This is a genomic window from Emergencia sp. (genome assembly GCF_048465375.1).
Taxonomy (GTDB): Bacteria; Bacillota; Clostridia; order Peptostreptococcales; family Anaerovoracaceae; genus Senimuribacter.
The window spans coordinates 43,021-57,775 of the sequence record NZ_DBFWLQ010000004.1 but is presented as its reverse complement, the minus strand read 5'-3'; the positions used below and the strand labels follow the sequence as shown (position 1 = coordinate 57,775).

Genomic DNA, 14,755 nt, shown 5'->3' with positions numbered 1-14,755 from the left:
ACAGATAACCCAGCTAGAGGTTCTCCTGCGTAACAGACCGCCATCTAATCGATGCCAGTTACGCATGTCACCCTTCATACCTCCACTCTTGCACAACAGATTCCCCTCAAAGCAGCAGTTTTGCGTAACTGAGCATCTGCAGACATCTGCCAGTTACGCATATTGCCCTTCATCCGGGCACTTCTGCACAACGTTTCCCCTCAAAATGGCGATTCTTGCGTAACTGGACCTCTGCAAACTTCTACATGGTGCGGTTCTGGAACGATAAATGCACAGGGGATTGTCCACCACATGCAAAAACCGGAGCCCGCAGGCTCCGGCATCTTGAATCAAAGGATGATCACCCGCCAGAGCCTGCAACATCGCCGGCTCTGGCTGCTTCATCTCTATATTTCTATTGTAGGGATTCTATCAAAGTTCGGTAGAGATAGTTCACATCAAGAGGTTTCGGGATAAACCCGCTCATGCCAGCTTCCATGGCTGCATCCACATCCTTTTGAAAAGAATTCGCCGTCATGGCAATAATCGGGATTTCCCCTGCGTCGGTGCGCGGCAGGGCCCGTATGGCGCGAGTGGCGTCGAGTCCGTTCATGACAGGCATCTGTACATCCATCAAGATCACATGATACGTATTCAGCTCACTCCGCTGGAAGATTTCGAGTGCCTGCTTTCCATTTTCACTGCGGGTTACGACGGCGCCCTTGATCTCCAGAAGCCGCATAGCAATCTCGGCATTCAGGTTGTTGTCCTCTGCCAGCAATATGCGAATCCCTGCCAAGCTCCTGTCACTTGCAGCATGTGAGCCTTCTTCCTTGGCTTTCCCGAAAGGAATCGTAATCGTAAAATAGAACTCGCTGCCCTTTCCGACCTCACTGTTTAACTTGAGCTGCCCGCCCATCAGATTTACAATATTGCGGCTGATGGCGAGGCCCAGGCCGGTTCCCTGACTCTGAGAAGAACTGGTTCCCAGCTGTTCAAAGGAGCTGAACACTCGCTCCTGATCCTCCGGAGCAATGCCTACACCATTATCAATGACCTGGAAAAGGTAAGTAGCCCCCTCTTCTGTTCTCTCCTTCTCTGCGACATGCAGAGACACCTTACCGCCCTCCGGCGTGAACTTCAGTGCATTAGAGAGAAGATTTGTGAGCACTTGGCGCAGACGTATGGCGTCACCCAGCAATATACTGTTATCGATGGACTTTTCAACTGTGAGGGACACGCCTCGCCGCTGCGCCTCTGCTTCCATCATGCTCTGCAGGTTCTCTATCATCTCGCTCATGGAGAACGGTTCCTCAGCAATCGAAAGCATTCCGCTGTCAATGCGGCTCATATCCAAAATATCATTGATCAGACCCAGCAGATATTGAGAAGACACGCGAATTTTAGATAGATTCTCCCGTATATTGTCCGGAACATCATCCATCATGTTCGTCAAGTCAGCTAACCCGACGATGGCATTCATCGGCGTGCGGATTTCATGACTCATGCGCGATAGGAACTCTCCCTTAGCGCTGTTTTCTGCTTCTGCCCGCTCCAAGTTGCTCTGAATGACAGCAGCTCTCATGCGGGAACGAGTGATGAGCAAAACCGCGCCTGCTATGATAATCAAAATCACCGCCAAAATGGCCACAAATGCCACAGGATCGGCATAAATCAACTCTTCCACGGACATTTGCCTCGCACCGAGAGAGACCAGGTTCTGGTTCAAAAGCGCTCTCTTTTCTTCTTCCGAAAGGTTATTAATCGCTTTGTTGATAATGGTCAGCAGGTCTGGCTCTACAGGCTTTGTAAAAGCAAAACTTGCGTTGAAGCTCTCGTTGGAAAGTGTGACAGGAACCAGATTTGTAAAATGGTGCTGCTGAATTTCCTGTTCCAGCCGCGAGGACAGACCATAGATAAAATCCGCCTCCCCTTTGTTGACGGCAGTAAGCGCTTTTGCCACATTTTCATAGACCGCCACTTCTGACGCTTCAATATTAGAAGGAAGCGTCTGTCCCTCAATTACCGCTCCAATCAGATTTTCATCGGGATAGTTGGACGATTTATTGCGCACCAACAGTGTATTCATCACAGCGTATGGCGCCGTCAGCACCAGTTTTGCCTGCACCGCGTGATCTTCTGTTCCCAGATAGAATCCCAGCATGTCCGCCTTTCCCTGCTGCACCATTTTTATAGCATCGCCATAGCTGCCCGCATACACGTATTCAAACTTCATCCCAGAGAAGTCAGTAACCTCTTTTAATATATCCTGTACCAGGCCGTCGTGCATGTTGTCTGTGTCTTCGCAGAACAGGGGATGCCAGGACTTGGGAACAGCCACAGTCACAGTTCCTCTTTCCTTCACATACTGTCTTTCCCGGTCAGTCAGAAGGATGTCCACGTCAGTATCAGGAAAATTCGCCTCATATCGTTCCTGTCCAAAATTCGGATTCGCATCTGTAATTCGCTCCATGGCCATGTTCAAACCGTCCAGCACTTCTTTGTTGTCCCGCGTGGTTACAATATATAAAGGCTGCGCATCATAAGAGACGATCACGCGCAAATCATCGTCTCGATCCTGGGCGTTGCCAAGCAATAGGTCTACTTCACCATTTTTCAGGAAAGCGTACAGGGTCCCATCTTTCCCCATCTGATCATATCCGTATTTTTTAATTTTGCAGTCAATACCGTTGACCGCCAGATATTTCTTGAGACGGCGAATATTTTCGGTCGCTTTCTCATAAACCCCGATGGTCTTGCCATTCATGCTTTCCAAATCATTGCTGCGGATGCTGGGGTCATCTTTTCGCGCTAAAAGAGTAGAACGGCTGTAACCCGTATTATAATCAGGATAGCCGTATAGGTCCTCAAGCTCTTTCATATAATATTGGCCGCCTATGAGATCGTATTTGCCCTTTTCAAAATCCTTCAGCATCTGTACTGGATCCTCAACGAGCACATATTCATATTCCCAACCCGTATATTTTGCTATCTCGTTGAGATAGTCTACTACCAGACCATAATGAGTGCCGTCTTCGTCAACCTCAGTCAATCCCGGCACCTCCGAAAAAGCCACCTTGAGGACACGAGACTCACTGCCGGCCTTTGGTTTGCCCGGCTCACTCGTTTCCGCCAAAACTGGAGAACAAATTGTAAACATCAAAAAAACGATCAAAAATATTACGGTATAGCATTTCAAATGTTGTGCCAGTAATTTTTTCATAAGTGAATCTCCCTTTTGGTGAATGATAGTGTTCATCAAATCTTTTATTTCAGTTCAATCCGTTCTTGAAAGAACAATTTTTCAAATACGTCCGCCGGCACCGGCCTGCCAAAGAAAAATCCCTGAATCAGTTCGATGCCTTTATCTTTGATGGCGTTGTATTCAATTTCCGTTTCTACGCCTTCAAGGCAGACTTTTTTACCCACGTCATGGCATAACTCGGTAATGGTTCTCACAAAGGTCGCATTGAACAAATCGGTGCTGATATTTTTTACAAAGCTTCGGTCTATTTTTACAATATCCACCGGCAGACTCTTCAGCGAAAACAGCGAAGAATAACCCTTACCAAAATCGTCCATGGCAATTTGAATGCCCAAAGCCTGCATACCGTCAACAATGCTGCGAAGAGTGCTGTTTTCCTCTATCAGATAAGTCTCCGTCAGTTCCATAGTGATCTTCGCCGGATCAAGACCGATCTCATGCAGGGTTGACTGCATGAAGTCCAAAATCGTTCCGTCCAAAAGCTGTCGATAGGACAGATTGATACTCATATGAAACTCTTTTTTTACCTTGCTCCACTTTTTGCACTGGCGTGCCGCCTGCTCAAAGATCCACTTTCCCAGTTGTACGATCAATCCATTCTGCTCCAAAAGTGGTATGAACTCTACTGGCGATACATCGCCGTATGCCGTACAGTGCCATCTGGCCAAAGCTTCCGCTCCGTAGACTTCACCCGTGGCGGAGTCAATCTGCGGCTGATAGTGTACCGAAAAACCGGTAAAACCTCTGTCGATGCTGTCCCTGAGAAGCTGATTCATCTCCAAAGTGCGGGCTTTTTTGTATAAGATATCATCAGAGAACAACGTAATTCGATTTTTTCCCATCATCTTCGAATATTCCAGCGAATAGTAAGCGTACTTCAGCAGATCCAGATAGTTGTTGCCATCCTTTGGATAAGAAACATATCCTGCTGACATCGTGCAGTAATATTTCCTTCCGTTATGCTCCTGCTGTTTATAGAACATCCTCTGTATCCGCCCAAAGACAGCCAGTCCTTCATTTTCGTCGCTGCCAGGCATGAAGATGCCGAACTGGTCCCCATCCAGACGATAGAGCCGGGCTTCTACCGGCAGCATGGACTGAATCTTCTGTGCCGTGATGCGCAGTATTTCATCACCAAAGGACTGGTCATAAAGGTCGTTGATGTTCTTGAAGGAATCCAGGTTCAGTACCATGATGCCCATTTTGTCTGCAGTTTCATTGACAAGGAACTCCTTGATCGCCCCTTCAAATTCATATTTATTGTAAAGACCCGTCATGTGGTCCGTCTTATCTTTTTTGCCCTGGTTGGTAATCATGCCTGCAAACAGATAAGGCTCGCCTTCTTGGTTTGTAATCATCCTGCCCCTGCACCTGAGCCAGATCCACTCTCCTTTTTTGTTTTTGGCCCGATATTCTATATCGTGATAGTCAACTCTTCCATCAGCAATCTCCTGATTGCTTTCCAAAAATCCTCTTTCATCATGAGGGTGAATCAATTCGCTCCAAAGGGCGGCTGCATTTTCCACTATTTCGCCGGGCAGGCCAAATTCTTCAACCATAGCCGGCGGATAACGAAAAGTGCCTGTCTTCATATTACCCACAAATACATAATCGTCCACGCTGGCGGACAACGCATCATAGAGGCGGTCCTTGTCGTATTCGAAATCGAGAATTTCTTTCTTTTCTGCTGCTTTCTGCAGCGCAGCCTTCGCCTGTTGAATATGATAGTCTCTCTTCTGTATATACATGTACTCATCGGCGCGGGAGATGATGTCCGAAAGGATATACTGATCTTCCGGGTAGATCTCCATGAGACCGTAACTGAAGGAGACCTCATAGTAAACGGAGAAATTGTTTTTTTCTTCCTTTAGCTGTTTCATGATCCACTGTACTTTTTTCTCAGCTTCTTTGGCATCTCGATTATAAAAAGCGAGGACAAATTCATCTCCACTGAGGCGGAATACCAGATCTCGTTTGCTGATATTCTGACGCATCACGGCAGAAAAATACCGCAAAAGGCGATCTCCTTCCAGATGTCCGTACATGTCGTTGATTTTTTTCAGTTGATTGACGTCACACAAAACGACTGTGACAATCTTTGCGTTGGCCTTTGCCTCTTCTATCAGTTCAGCGAGCTTTTCCTTGCCCGCGCGTCTGTTCAACATGCTTGTCAACTCGTCAGTACGCGCAGTTCTCGACACTTTCGTGAACTCCGTTACGTCTGACGAGCACTGTACAAAGTAAGTCTTGTCCCCACTTTCAATCAAACGGTCGTAATTTTGATAGACCTTTCCAGTCTTTGTATTCTCTTCCACCCAAAGACAACTTTTGCTGGGATTCTCCTGCAGATCGCCGATCCTGCAAAATTCACACCGTTCTGCCATATTTTCCTGCAGTACCTGCCAGCAGGGTTTTCCCTCCGGCCGATCCAGATCAAAGTCTTTCTTCATCGTATCGTTCATATAGACGATGTTGTCGGACTCAATATCTGTAATATAGACATTGGCATTGAGCTGCTCTACGATTTCAAACAGAAAAGCGTTTGAAAACAAGTTTTCTTCCCGATTAGACATTTCTTACTCTCCTTCACACTGCAAGTCATTTCCCTTGTCTACCATTGTAATATTTTGTAATCTAATAAACAAGCGCTTTTCAAAAAAAACCTAGGCAAAAAAAGAGAAGAGAGCCTCCATTTTCTGGAAGACTCTCTTTTGTCTCTGTGCGCGAAGACTGTCTGCGGTCAGAACCGAATCTGCATGCAAAAGGTAAACGGCATTCCAGCCGTACAGATCGCCCGTTTCTCGTATTATACGGATAAATCCTTTCTCGTGAAGACGAAACCGCCAATTACATAAAGCACCAACCAGATTGCCGCCATCAGAATGCAGTTCAATATTACGTTTCCAGTGCCGTCCAGGATGTCCTGCCCTGGCATCAGGGTAAAAATTGTCGCATATTTCAGGTTCTCCAATTTATCGCCCATGTTGGCCATCATCTGAATGACGTAGAAGACGAGGGGCAGCCCCGCTCCTACAGCCAGATACCATCTGGTCTCGTTAAAGAAGCAGGCCGCAAAGAGGCAGATTCCGCTGACAGCAAGGTCAAAGAGCATGACAGCTCCATTGAGCTGCAGGTACTTCGTAACATCCAAATCACCAGGAAACATGACCGCACTGCTGATGCAGCCGATAGCTGCGGAAATCACGATAAGCAGGACGATGAGCAGGGACATGGACAACATCTGGGTCAAAATGACCTTCTTTCTTGAATTGGCCGTGGCCAAAATGCAGGCGATGGACCCATTATCCACATATCTCATGATGAATTTGTTTGCCAGCATGATCACATAGATGATGGGAATAAACAGCATGATGAAACCGTAAAGGTAGGTGTGAATGAACTCGATCAAAGTCCCTGTGCTGCCTGTCATGCCTACAGCGGCCATCATTTCCGGCATGATTTCCTGAAACTGGTCCAAAGATTTACTCAATTCAGGGTCATACATCCAGATGATGATCATGCTGTACATGGCCATGATGGCGATAAAAGGAATCATCAGCTTAAAACCCGACCACAGGTTTCTCTTTAACAGCGGTGTTGAAATCATTTTGCCGCCTCCTCTCCATAATAGCGCAGAAAGATTTCTTCCAGAGATGACGCTTTCACGTCAAGATCCCCCACGCCGTAGCCCGCCAGAGTCTTAAGCAGCCCATCGACGCCGCCAGATAGCAGTACGGTGGCTGTGTTTCTCTCTGCCCTCGATATCTCAAAAGGTTCCTTCTGAAAGCGCTTCCGTTCTTCCTCATTAGCAAAAGTGATGACAAAGGATTTCTGCTTCTTCGCCTTCAGAGATGCCATGTCTTCTATGGTGACGATTTTTCCATCTTTGATGATCGCCGTCCTGTCGCAGGTCCGCTCTACCTCTTCAAAGATGTGAGACGACATGAAAATCGTCTTCCCCTTCTTCTTTTCCTCTAGCAGAAGTTCTACGAACTCATTCTGCATCAGAGGGTCCAATCCGCTCGTCGGCTCATCTAAAATGATGGTATCTGGGTCATTCATAAAAGCGCAGACGATGCCGATCTTCTGTTTCATGCCCTTGGACATCTTCTTAATCTTCCCCTGCGGGTTGAGACCAAAGCGCTCCATCAATTCATCGATTCGATTTTGACTGCGAACGCCTTTCATCTCTGCGATGAACTGAATCATCTGCTTCCCCGAAAGATCGTCCAGGAAAGCCAATTCTCCTGCCAGATAACCCAGACTCTGGTGAATCCTTTCTGCCTCGGCAAAACAATCTAAACCGTTGATCTTTACGTGTCCGTCGTCTGGTTTGATAAATCCCAGCAGGTTTCTGATGGTCGTGGTTTTTCCCGCCCCGTTCGGTCCCAGGAAACCAAAGATCTCTCCCTGTTCCACATCGAGATTGACATCAAAGATGCCTTTGCCGCTGCCGTAGTCCTTTATCAGACGGCTCACTTCAATTACACTCATTTATTCTCCTCCAAATAATGGTTCTTCTTCCAAAACGCAATCACTTCCAGGAAATCAGTTTCCCACTGGTCGATATTCCGGTTCTTTTCTCTCATCTGATGCAGCATATAACCTTCTCCAATCCATATGCTGATTTTCAGCAGCATGGCCGCATCTGATTCTTCCTTAAACTTAGACTTGTCGATGATATCCAGCAGCTTCTCTGAACTCTCGTCAATGAGCCCTGTCAGCTTTGGCCCCAGTGCGTCTAGAATTTCCGGCTCATCCTCAAAGTAGGCCCTGATGAGGAATTGATTCATATAGGTATATTCCCTCGCCACCTGGCACTTGACGTGAATGGATTTTCTGAACATTTCCATGAAGTCCGTTTCCTCCATGATGCCCGTCTCTCTCAATTTCCGCAGCTGGAAGGTGATGGCGTAGTCATATAAGAAAATAAACAGTTCCTTTTTGTTGTGAAAATAGTGAAAGAGCAGTGACTTTGAAATCCCAGCCGCACTGGCGATTTCAGACATGGGTGCCTTCTTGTATTCATTTCTGGCGAATACCTCTAGCCCTGAGTTGATAATGCGGTCCTGCTTCTCCTTTGACAGTGCCCAAAACTTTTCGTTCATATTTGCCTCCGTGCATAACCGAAACGGTCAATGAGTTTTTTCTATCGTAAACCCATTGACCGTTTTTGTGAAGACCTATTCAAAAATATTTATACCTGCAGTCCCTTTTTTCTCGACTCGGTCAGCACGAAGCTGGCCATAGACGTGGCGCAGACCACGCCGGTTTCTGCATCGATCGCTTTGCCCGTGCTGCGTACCATCCTTCTCCCCACCTGGGTATACTCTGCCCGGATGATATAGCGGCTGCCATTCATCGGTCTCAGGTAGCTGACCGCAATGTCTGTGGTAGAGACCATTTTCTGTGTAATCGCCACTGCGCCGATACCCAGACCCGTATCAAAAAGGGTGCAGATGATGCCGCCATGAACTCCGTTATAAGGGTTCAGGCACCATTCCTCTACATCAAAGGCAAACTCGGTGAATCCCTCTTCTCTGCTGCAGTCCACCAATTGCAGATTCAGTCTGGCGTTGACCCTTTCCGGCATTTGCCTGTTGTCTTCGAGGATTTCTTCTATCTCTTTCGCCAATTCTTTATCTTTCACTTCTGTCATCTCCATTCCATTAAACTGCATTTTATTTTATCATACTCCCATAGGAACCGCAAACTGAAAAACGGAATATGATAAAGGAATACCTCTGTCATTTTCTTCTTTTATCCTACATACACGAACAATTCGGTAAAAGACGCACACCGTGTTTCTAATTGCAGCCGTCAGCGTCAACGGCAGAATGGAGCGTAAAATGATACAGGTCTCGAATGAATCCGATTTTCGCAGGGCACTGTCCCAGCGGGAATCTCTAATCGAAATCACTTCTGATTTTTCCTTTACATCTCAGGTTCAAATCACCTATACTGTCACCATCAGATCTGCCGCCGGCAGCACTTTTACACTGACCCGCGGCGGCAGTTATTTCAGTTATCTCATCAGAGTTGCCGGAGGCAGTCTCACCTTGGAGAACATCGTCATCGATGGAGACAGCGCAGCTCACCCCATCGACAACGAAACCAACCGTTCTCTGCTCTTTGTCACTGGAGGCAGCCTGATCCTCGGTGACGGGTCGGTCCTGCAGAACAACAACGCTTTTCGGGAAGGCGGCGGCGTCTATCTTTCTGGCAGTACCAGTTACAGCAACACTCTGGTCATGAAAGGCAATGCCGCCATCACCGGCTGTTACTCCGCATCCAACGGCGGCGGCATCATGTTTGCATCCAGACATCCTGACGACAGCATCATCATTACAGATGACGCTTTGATTGCAGGCAACACTGCGCCCAACGGCGGCGGCGTCTATCTGCGCTCCTACGATGAAAGCACCGGAATCTCAGTGACCATTGACGGAAAGGCGCAGATTACCAATAATAGTGTTACCGGTAACGGCGGCGGACTCTATTTTTCTGGCTTCCGCAACCACGGCCCCCTCGCCAGACTAATGATCGCCGATGGTGTGTCCATTTCAGGCAACCAGGCCCTTAACGGCGGCGGACTCTACTTCTTCGGCGCCAGTGACGGCGATCAATTACAGATTCAACCCCAGGTTGTGATAAGTCAAAATACCGCCTCGCAAAATGGCGGCGGCATCATCGTCACAGCTTCAGTAGGCCAGGTGAATCTCGACCTCCTGGGCGTCCAGGTCTCAGATAACATCGCAGGGACAGGAGGCGGACTCTATTTTCTGGCTGATGCTGGAGCCGCGGTCAGCATCGTCAATACAGAAATCAAGGGCAATAAAGCTGTCGATGAAATCTCCGGCTCTGGAGGTGGTATCTGGATGCAGAATCGCGCTTCCAGCATTCCTTTTACCCTGACCCTCGAAAATTCGATAATCAGTGCCAATACTGCAGCTCTGCAAGGCGGTGCCATGGCACTATGGGGAGGTTCCGGCGGATTTCACTTTGACGCCCGCAGTAACATCATCAACGCCAACACGGCCGCCACCAACGGAGGCGGGCTGCTGCTCAGCAGCAGTGAAGCAGCAGAGTTGATTTTTCAGGGAAACACCATTTCTCAAAACGCAGGAGGTAATTCCGGCGGCGGCATCTATTATGCCAATCTCAGCGATGCTGCCAGCAGCCGCCTGGAATTCAGCGGCGACACCATTGCAGAAAACACGGCAGGAGCCGAGGGTGGCGGCATCAGACTGACTGCAAGCTACGGTCTTCTCGAAGGTTCTTTGACGGACTGCACTATTTCAGGCAACACCGCCCAAAATAGCAACGGCGGCGGCATTTGGGCTGGTGGTACGGGCAGCAGCCTGGTCCTGCGCGGAAACACCCTCATCACAGAAAATGCCTCAGAGGGACGAAATGGCGGTGGGATTTACTTCAACAGTATAGCCGGAAGGCTGATGCTCATAGATCAGGTGCAAGTATCTGCTAATCGAGCCGCAGTCAGAGGCGGCGGTATCTGCACCTTTCAAGGCAGTGTGCACCTGGCTGGGCAGGTTGAAATTGCCTATAACACGGCCCAGGACTACGGCGGCGGCATCAGCGCTTCTGAAGGAGCGCCTGTCGTCATGGAGAGCGGAAGGATTCACGACAATACTGCCCTTCAGCAAGGAGGAGGGTTTTGGAATCGCGGCGGCGGCATTTTTACCAGGACCGGCGGAGCGATCTACGGCAATCATGCAAAGATCGGCGGCGGCATCTACAATGACGAGACCTCTACAACACGTATCATTGGTGATGCTTTGATCGGCAGTCCTGCGCCTAATTCCGCTGATGCATATGCGCCAGGCATCTACAACGACGGGCTGCTCTATACCAGCGGCGTCAGAAATATTGCCAACGGTCTTTATCTCACCGAGCAACGGGCTGCAGTCCGCATCGAGGGTCCTTTAGAGGCTGGCTCTGTCATTCAGCTGAACAACTCAGACTACATCAGCGCCAATCCAGAAGGGAATCCCATCGTAGTCGGTATCGTCTCAGCGCCCTATTCGTCCCTCGTCCAATCAGATGCAGACGCCTTTCGCAAGCCGCCTGAAGGCTTTGACGGCTGGGAAATCCGCCTCAGCGAGGATCACACCCAGGTGCTTCTGGCTCCAGTCTTAGTCAATTATATTGTAACGTTTAAGGCCAATGACGGTTGGTGCTGCCCGAAGGCATGTCTGATTCCAAAACCAATCACGGTCCAATCAGGGGGAAGTATGATGATTCCTATTCAGGCTCCGACCAGGCGCTGTTACAGGTTTATAGGCTGGAGCACTGCTGCAAACAGCTGCGGTGTTCTCTATCAGCCAGGTGATACGATCAGCGATATTCGTGAGGATATCAGACTCTATGCCATCTGGAAAAGATGCTGCTTTTGACGCGAAAAGGGCTGCCTCACTAAAGAGGCAGCCCCCGTACAAAAAACGCTCAGTCAAAATTCCGAATAGGTGAACTGTGGTGTCTGTGCTGGCCCTGTGAGCAGCAGATAAAAATACACGATCAGCATCAAAGCGAGGAAGAGCATCGTATAAACGACATATTCCTCGCTAAGCACTTGCCTTACCTTGCCTAAAAAATTTGTAAACTTCTTCATTAATCCTTACCCAGACTTTCCCCGCAGAACAAAAACAGCTCCATGGACGGAAGCAGCTTTTCGCAAAAGTTTCTATCTGCCAGACACATGTCCGCAAAAGACGGCGTGGATATCCAATGGAATATGCCGCTCGCTTCCAGATAGGCGAACATCGCCGCCGCAGAGGAATCGTCATGGTATCACAGTGCAGCCACAGCATACGGTTTGAGTCGATAAAACACGGTTTGTGCTAATACCCTTGCCCCCCCCCCACGATTTGGTAAACTATAGACAGCAATACGATTGCAATCCAGAAAGAGAGGGAAAAATTATGTATAGCACCCATATCTCCAAGAAAAAACGCACCGTCAGCCTGCTGACCGCAGTCCTGATGGTCCTCACCATGTCCGCCGCCTCGCTGCCGCAGGAAGCCTGGGCAACTGTCGGTGAGACTTTTACCGTTGGTGAGATCGAGTATAAGGTCACTGCAGAAAGTCCTGACAGTCCTACGGTCGAGGTCAGCAATGCAGCTAAGGACATCTCCGGCAACGTCACGATTACTGATAAGGTGAAGAATGTCGACAGCGGTACGACCTACACCGTCAGCTCCATCGGGGATCAGGCTTTTTTGAACTGCACCGGCCTCAGGTCCATCATCATCCCGGACAGCGTCAACTCCATCGGGAATAACGCGTTTAATGGCTGCTCCGGCCTCAGCTCTGTGACCATCGGAAATGGCGTCACCTCCATCGGGATGAATGCGTTTTTGAACTGCACCAGCCTCACTTCCGTCATCATCCCGGACAACGTCAACTCCATCGGAGGAGAGGCGTTTTCTGGCTGCTCCGGTCTCAGCTCTGTCACCATCGGGAATGGCGTCAAATCCATCGGAAATAACGCGTTTAATGGCTGCTCCAGCCTCGCTGCCATCGATGTGGCTCCAGGCAATACAGCTTATACAACCGTTGATGGTGTCCTATTTAACAATACCAACCTGGTCTGCTATCCTGCCGGAAAATCCGCTGCCACTTACGAAATCCCGGACAGCGTCAACTCCATCGGGAATAACGCGTTTAATGGCTGCTACGGCCTCAAATCCGTCACCATCCCGGACAGTGTCAGCTCCATCGGGAGGAGTGCGTTTAGGGGCTGCTACGGCCTCAAATCCGTCACCATCCCGGACAGTGTCAGCTCCATCGTGTCTGATGCGTTTGCTGGCTGTTCCAGCCTCACCTCCGTCATCATTGGGAATGGTGTCACCTCCATCGGGGATTCTGCGTTTTCTGGCTGCTCCAGCCTCACCTCCGTCATCATCCCGGACAGTGTCAAATCCATCGGGAGGAGTGCGTTTTCTGGCTGCTCCAGCCTCACCTCCGTCATCATTGGGAATGGTGTCACCTCCATCGGGAATAGCGCGTTTTATGACTGCTCTGACCTCACCTCCGTCATTATCCCGGGCAGCGTCACCTCCATCGAGCAGGCTGCGTTTCAGGGTTGCTCCAGCCTCACCTCCGTCACTATCCCGGATGGCGTCAAATTCACCGGGATTGACCCTTTTACTGGCTGTGACGGCCTCACCTCCGTCTTCGTCCTCTTCGGCAGTGATCCAAGCGGCAAAGCGATAAATTCTAAAATTATCGGTGCACTCTCCGCCCCTAGCAGCCCCGAATTCTACCGCGGCTGGCGCCAGTTCAACAGTGGTACGGGCAATCTCACCCTGTCCCTGTCCCAGGGTTCCGCCTGCGACCTGGTCAAAGAGATGGACATCACCGACACGGTCTATGAAGGCACAAGCGGCGGCACCCAGGTTCAGGATGCAGTCCTGCCCTTCACCCTGTCTGGGAACACCTCGGCAGGCACCACAATCGACGCAGCAGGCGTCCTCCACACTGCCTCTGACGAGACAGGCGCCCTCACCATCGACGCGGGCGGCAGAAAGGCTGCCGTCACTGTCGAGTCCGCCTACGTGCCCCCTGCCATCTACTACAGTCTGACGGCGGAGGACCTGGCATTCCCCGACCTTCAGCAGGGCGACAGCCCCCAGTCCCTGCCGCTGACCATCCGCTGCACCGGCAACGGCACGGCTTCCATCAGCAGGGTGGAGACGGACAGCACGAACTTCCTCGTTGACGCTGCGGCAGCAAGCCCCCAGGTATCCCCCGGAACCGCCAACACAACCTACCGCATCACGCCGAAGACAGGCCTTGCTCCGGGGACCTACACCGCCGCCGTCACCGTCACCTACGGCTACGGGCGCACCGCGAAGGCCGGCCTCACCCTGACCGTGACAGAGGCGGTGCAGGACGCACCGGCGAAGCTGACGGCCTCTTCAAAGAGCTACCGCTCCGCCGCCCTCTCCTGGAAGAAGGCGGACCGCGCCGAAGGGTATCAGATCTGGCGCTCCACCTCCAAAAACGGCGCTTACAGGCTGCGCTACTCCACCAAGAAGACGTCCACCGTCAACACCGGCCTCTCCTGTGGAAAGGTTTACTACTACAAGGTCCGTGCCTACCACACTGTCGATGGGAGGAAGGTCTACAGCGCCTACACCGCCCCAGCAAAGGTGACGCCGCGGCCGTCCGCCCCATCCTTCACCCTCAGGGCCGGGAAGGGCAGGATCACCGCCAGCTGGAAGGGCGTCAGCGGGGCCACGGGCTACCGCATCTACCGGGCCTCCGCTAGAAATGGGAAGTTCCGCCTGGTCCGCGATGCCAAAGGCAGCAGCAGGAGCTATACCAGCACGAACCTGAAACGGGGACGCACCTACTACTACAAGATCCGTGCCTACCGCACCGTCAATGGGAAAAAGGTCTACGGCACTTACAGCGCAGTCAAGAAGATCACGACATGATAACTTGGCTACACGAAAAACGGAGGGGATACCGGTTTATCCGATTCCCCTC

General features: G+C 50.3%; 9 protein-coding genes. 2 read left to right on the top strand and 7 right to left on the bottom strand.

What is annotated here, in order from left to right:
• Positions 1-394: 394 nt before the first annotated feature.
• The 6 genes from ACMQ5W_RS04115 to ACMQ5W_RS04090 all read right to left on the bottom strand — a co-directional run bounded on the left by ACMQ5W_RS04115 (position 395) and on the right by ACMQ5W_RS04090 (position 8,894).
• Positions 395-3,202 (bottom strand): ATP-binding protein, encoded by a 2,808-nt coding sequence (locus ACMQ5W_RS04115; RefSeq protein ID WP_419023617.1) that lies wholly within the window; start codon positions 3,200-3,202, stop codon positions 395-397.
• A 44-nt stretch (positions 3,203-3,246) separates the two neighbouring features.
• Entirely contained in the window at positions 3,247-5,817 is a 2,571-nt protein-coding gene (locus ACMQ5W_RS04110) for a diguanylate cyclase domain-containing protein (RefSeq protein ID WP_419023615.1), read from the bottom strand.
• Positions 5,818-6,050: 233 nt separating this feature from the next.
• Positions 6,051-6,851: an ABC transporter permease subunit gene (locus ACMQ5W_RS04105; RefSeq protein WP_419023613.1), complete on the bottom strand. Its 801-nt coding sequence runs from the start codon at positions 6,849-6,851 to the stop codon at positions 6,051-6,053.
• Complete coding sequence (locus tag ACMQ5W_RS04100) at positions 6,848-7,738, bottom strand: ABC transporter ATP-binding protein (protein WP_419023611.1); 891 nt, start codon at positions 7,736-7,738, stop codon at positions 6,848-6,850. The genes ACMQ5W_RS04105 and ACMQ5W_RS04100 overlap by 4 nt, the downstream gene beginning before the upstream one ends.
• A complete protein-coding gene (locus tag ACMQ5W_RS04095) occupies positions 7,735-8,352 on the bottom strand; it encodes a TetR/AcrR family transcriptional regulator (protein ID WP_148492296.1) in 618 nt (205 codons plus the stop codon). The genes ACMQ5W_RS04100 and ACMQ5W_RS04095 overlap by 4 nt, the downstream gene beginning before the upstream one ends.
• Before the next feature lie 89 nt (positions 8,353-8,441).
• Positions 8,442-8,894, bottom strand: a complete 453-nt coding sequence (locus ACMQ5W_RS04090) for a PaaI family thioesterase (RefSeq protein ID WP_419023610.1) — start codon at positions 8,892-8,894, stop codon at positions 8,442-8,444.
• Between the two features lie 151 nt (positions 8,895-9,045).
• Between ACMQ5W_RS04090 and ACMQ5W_RS04085 the strand changes: the two genes are divergently transcribed.
• Positions 9,046-11,658, top strand: coding sequence for a right-handed parallel beta-helix repeat-containing protein (locus ACMQ5W_RS04085; RefSeq protein ID WP_419023608.1), 2,613 nt, complete (start codon positions 9,046-9,048; stop codon positions 11,656-11,658).
• Between the two features lie 53 nt (positions 11,659-11,711).
• Here the strand turns inward: ACMQ5W_RS04085 and ACMQ5W_RS04080 are convergent, their stop codons facing one another.
• Positions 11,712-11,873: a hypothetical protein gene (locus ACMQ5W_RS04080; RefSeq protein ID WP_419023606.1), complete on the bottom strand. Its 162-nt coding sequence runs from the start codon at positions 11,871-11,873 to the stop codon at positions 11,712-11,714.
• A 310-nt stretch (positions 11,874-12,183) separates the two neighbouring features.
• Here ACMQ5W_RS04080 and ACMQ5W_RS04075 point away from each other — a divergent pair, with 310 nt between their 5' ends.
• A complete protein-coding gene (locus tag ACMQ5W_RS04075; protein ID WP_419023604.1) occupies positions 12,184-14,703 on the top strand; it encodes a leucine-rich repeat protein in 2,520 nt (839 codons plus the stop codon).
• Positions 14,704-14,755 lie beyond the last annotated feature (52 nt).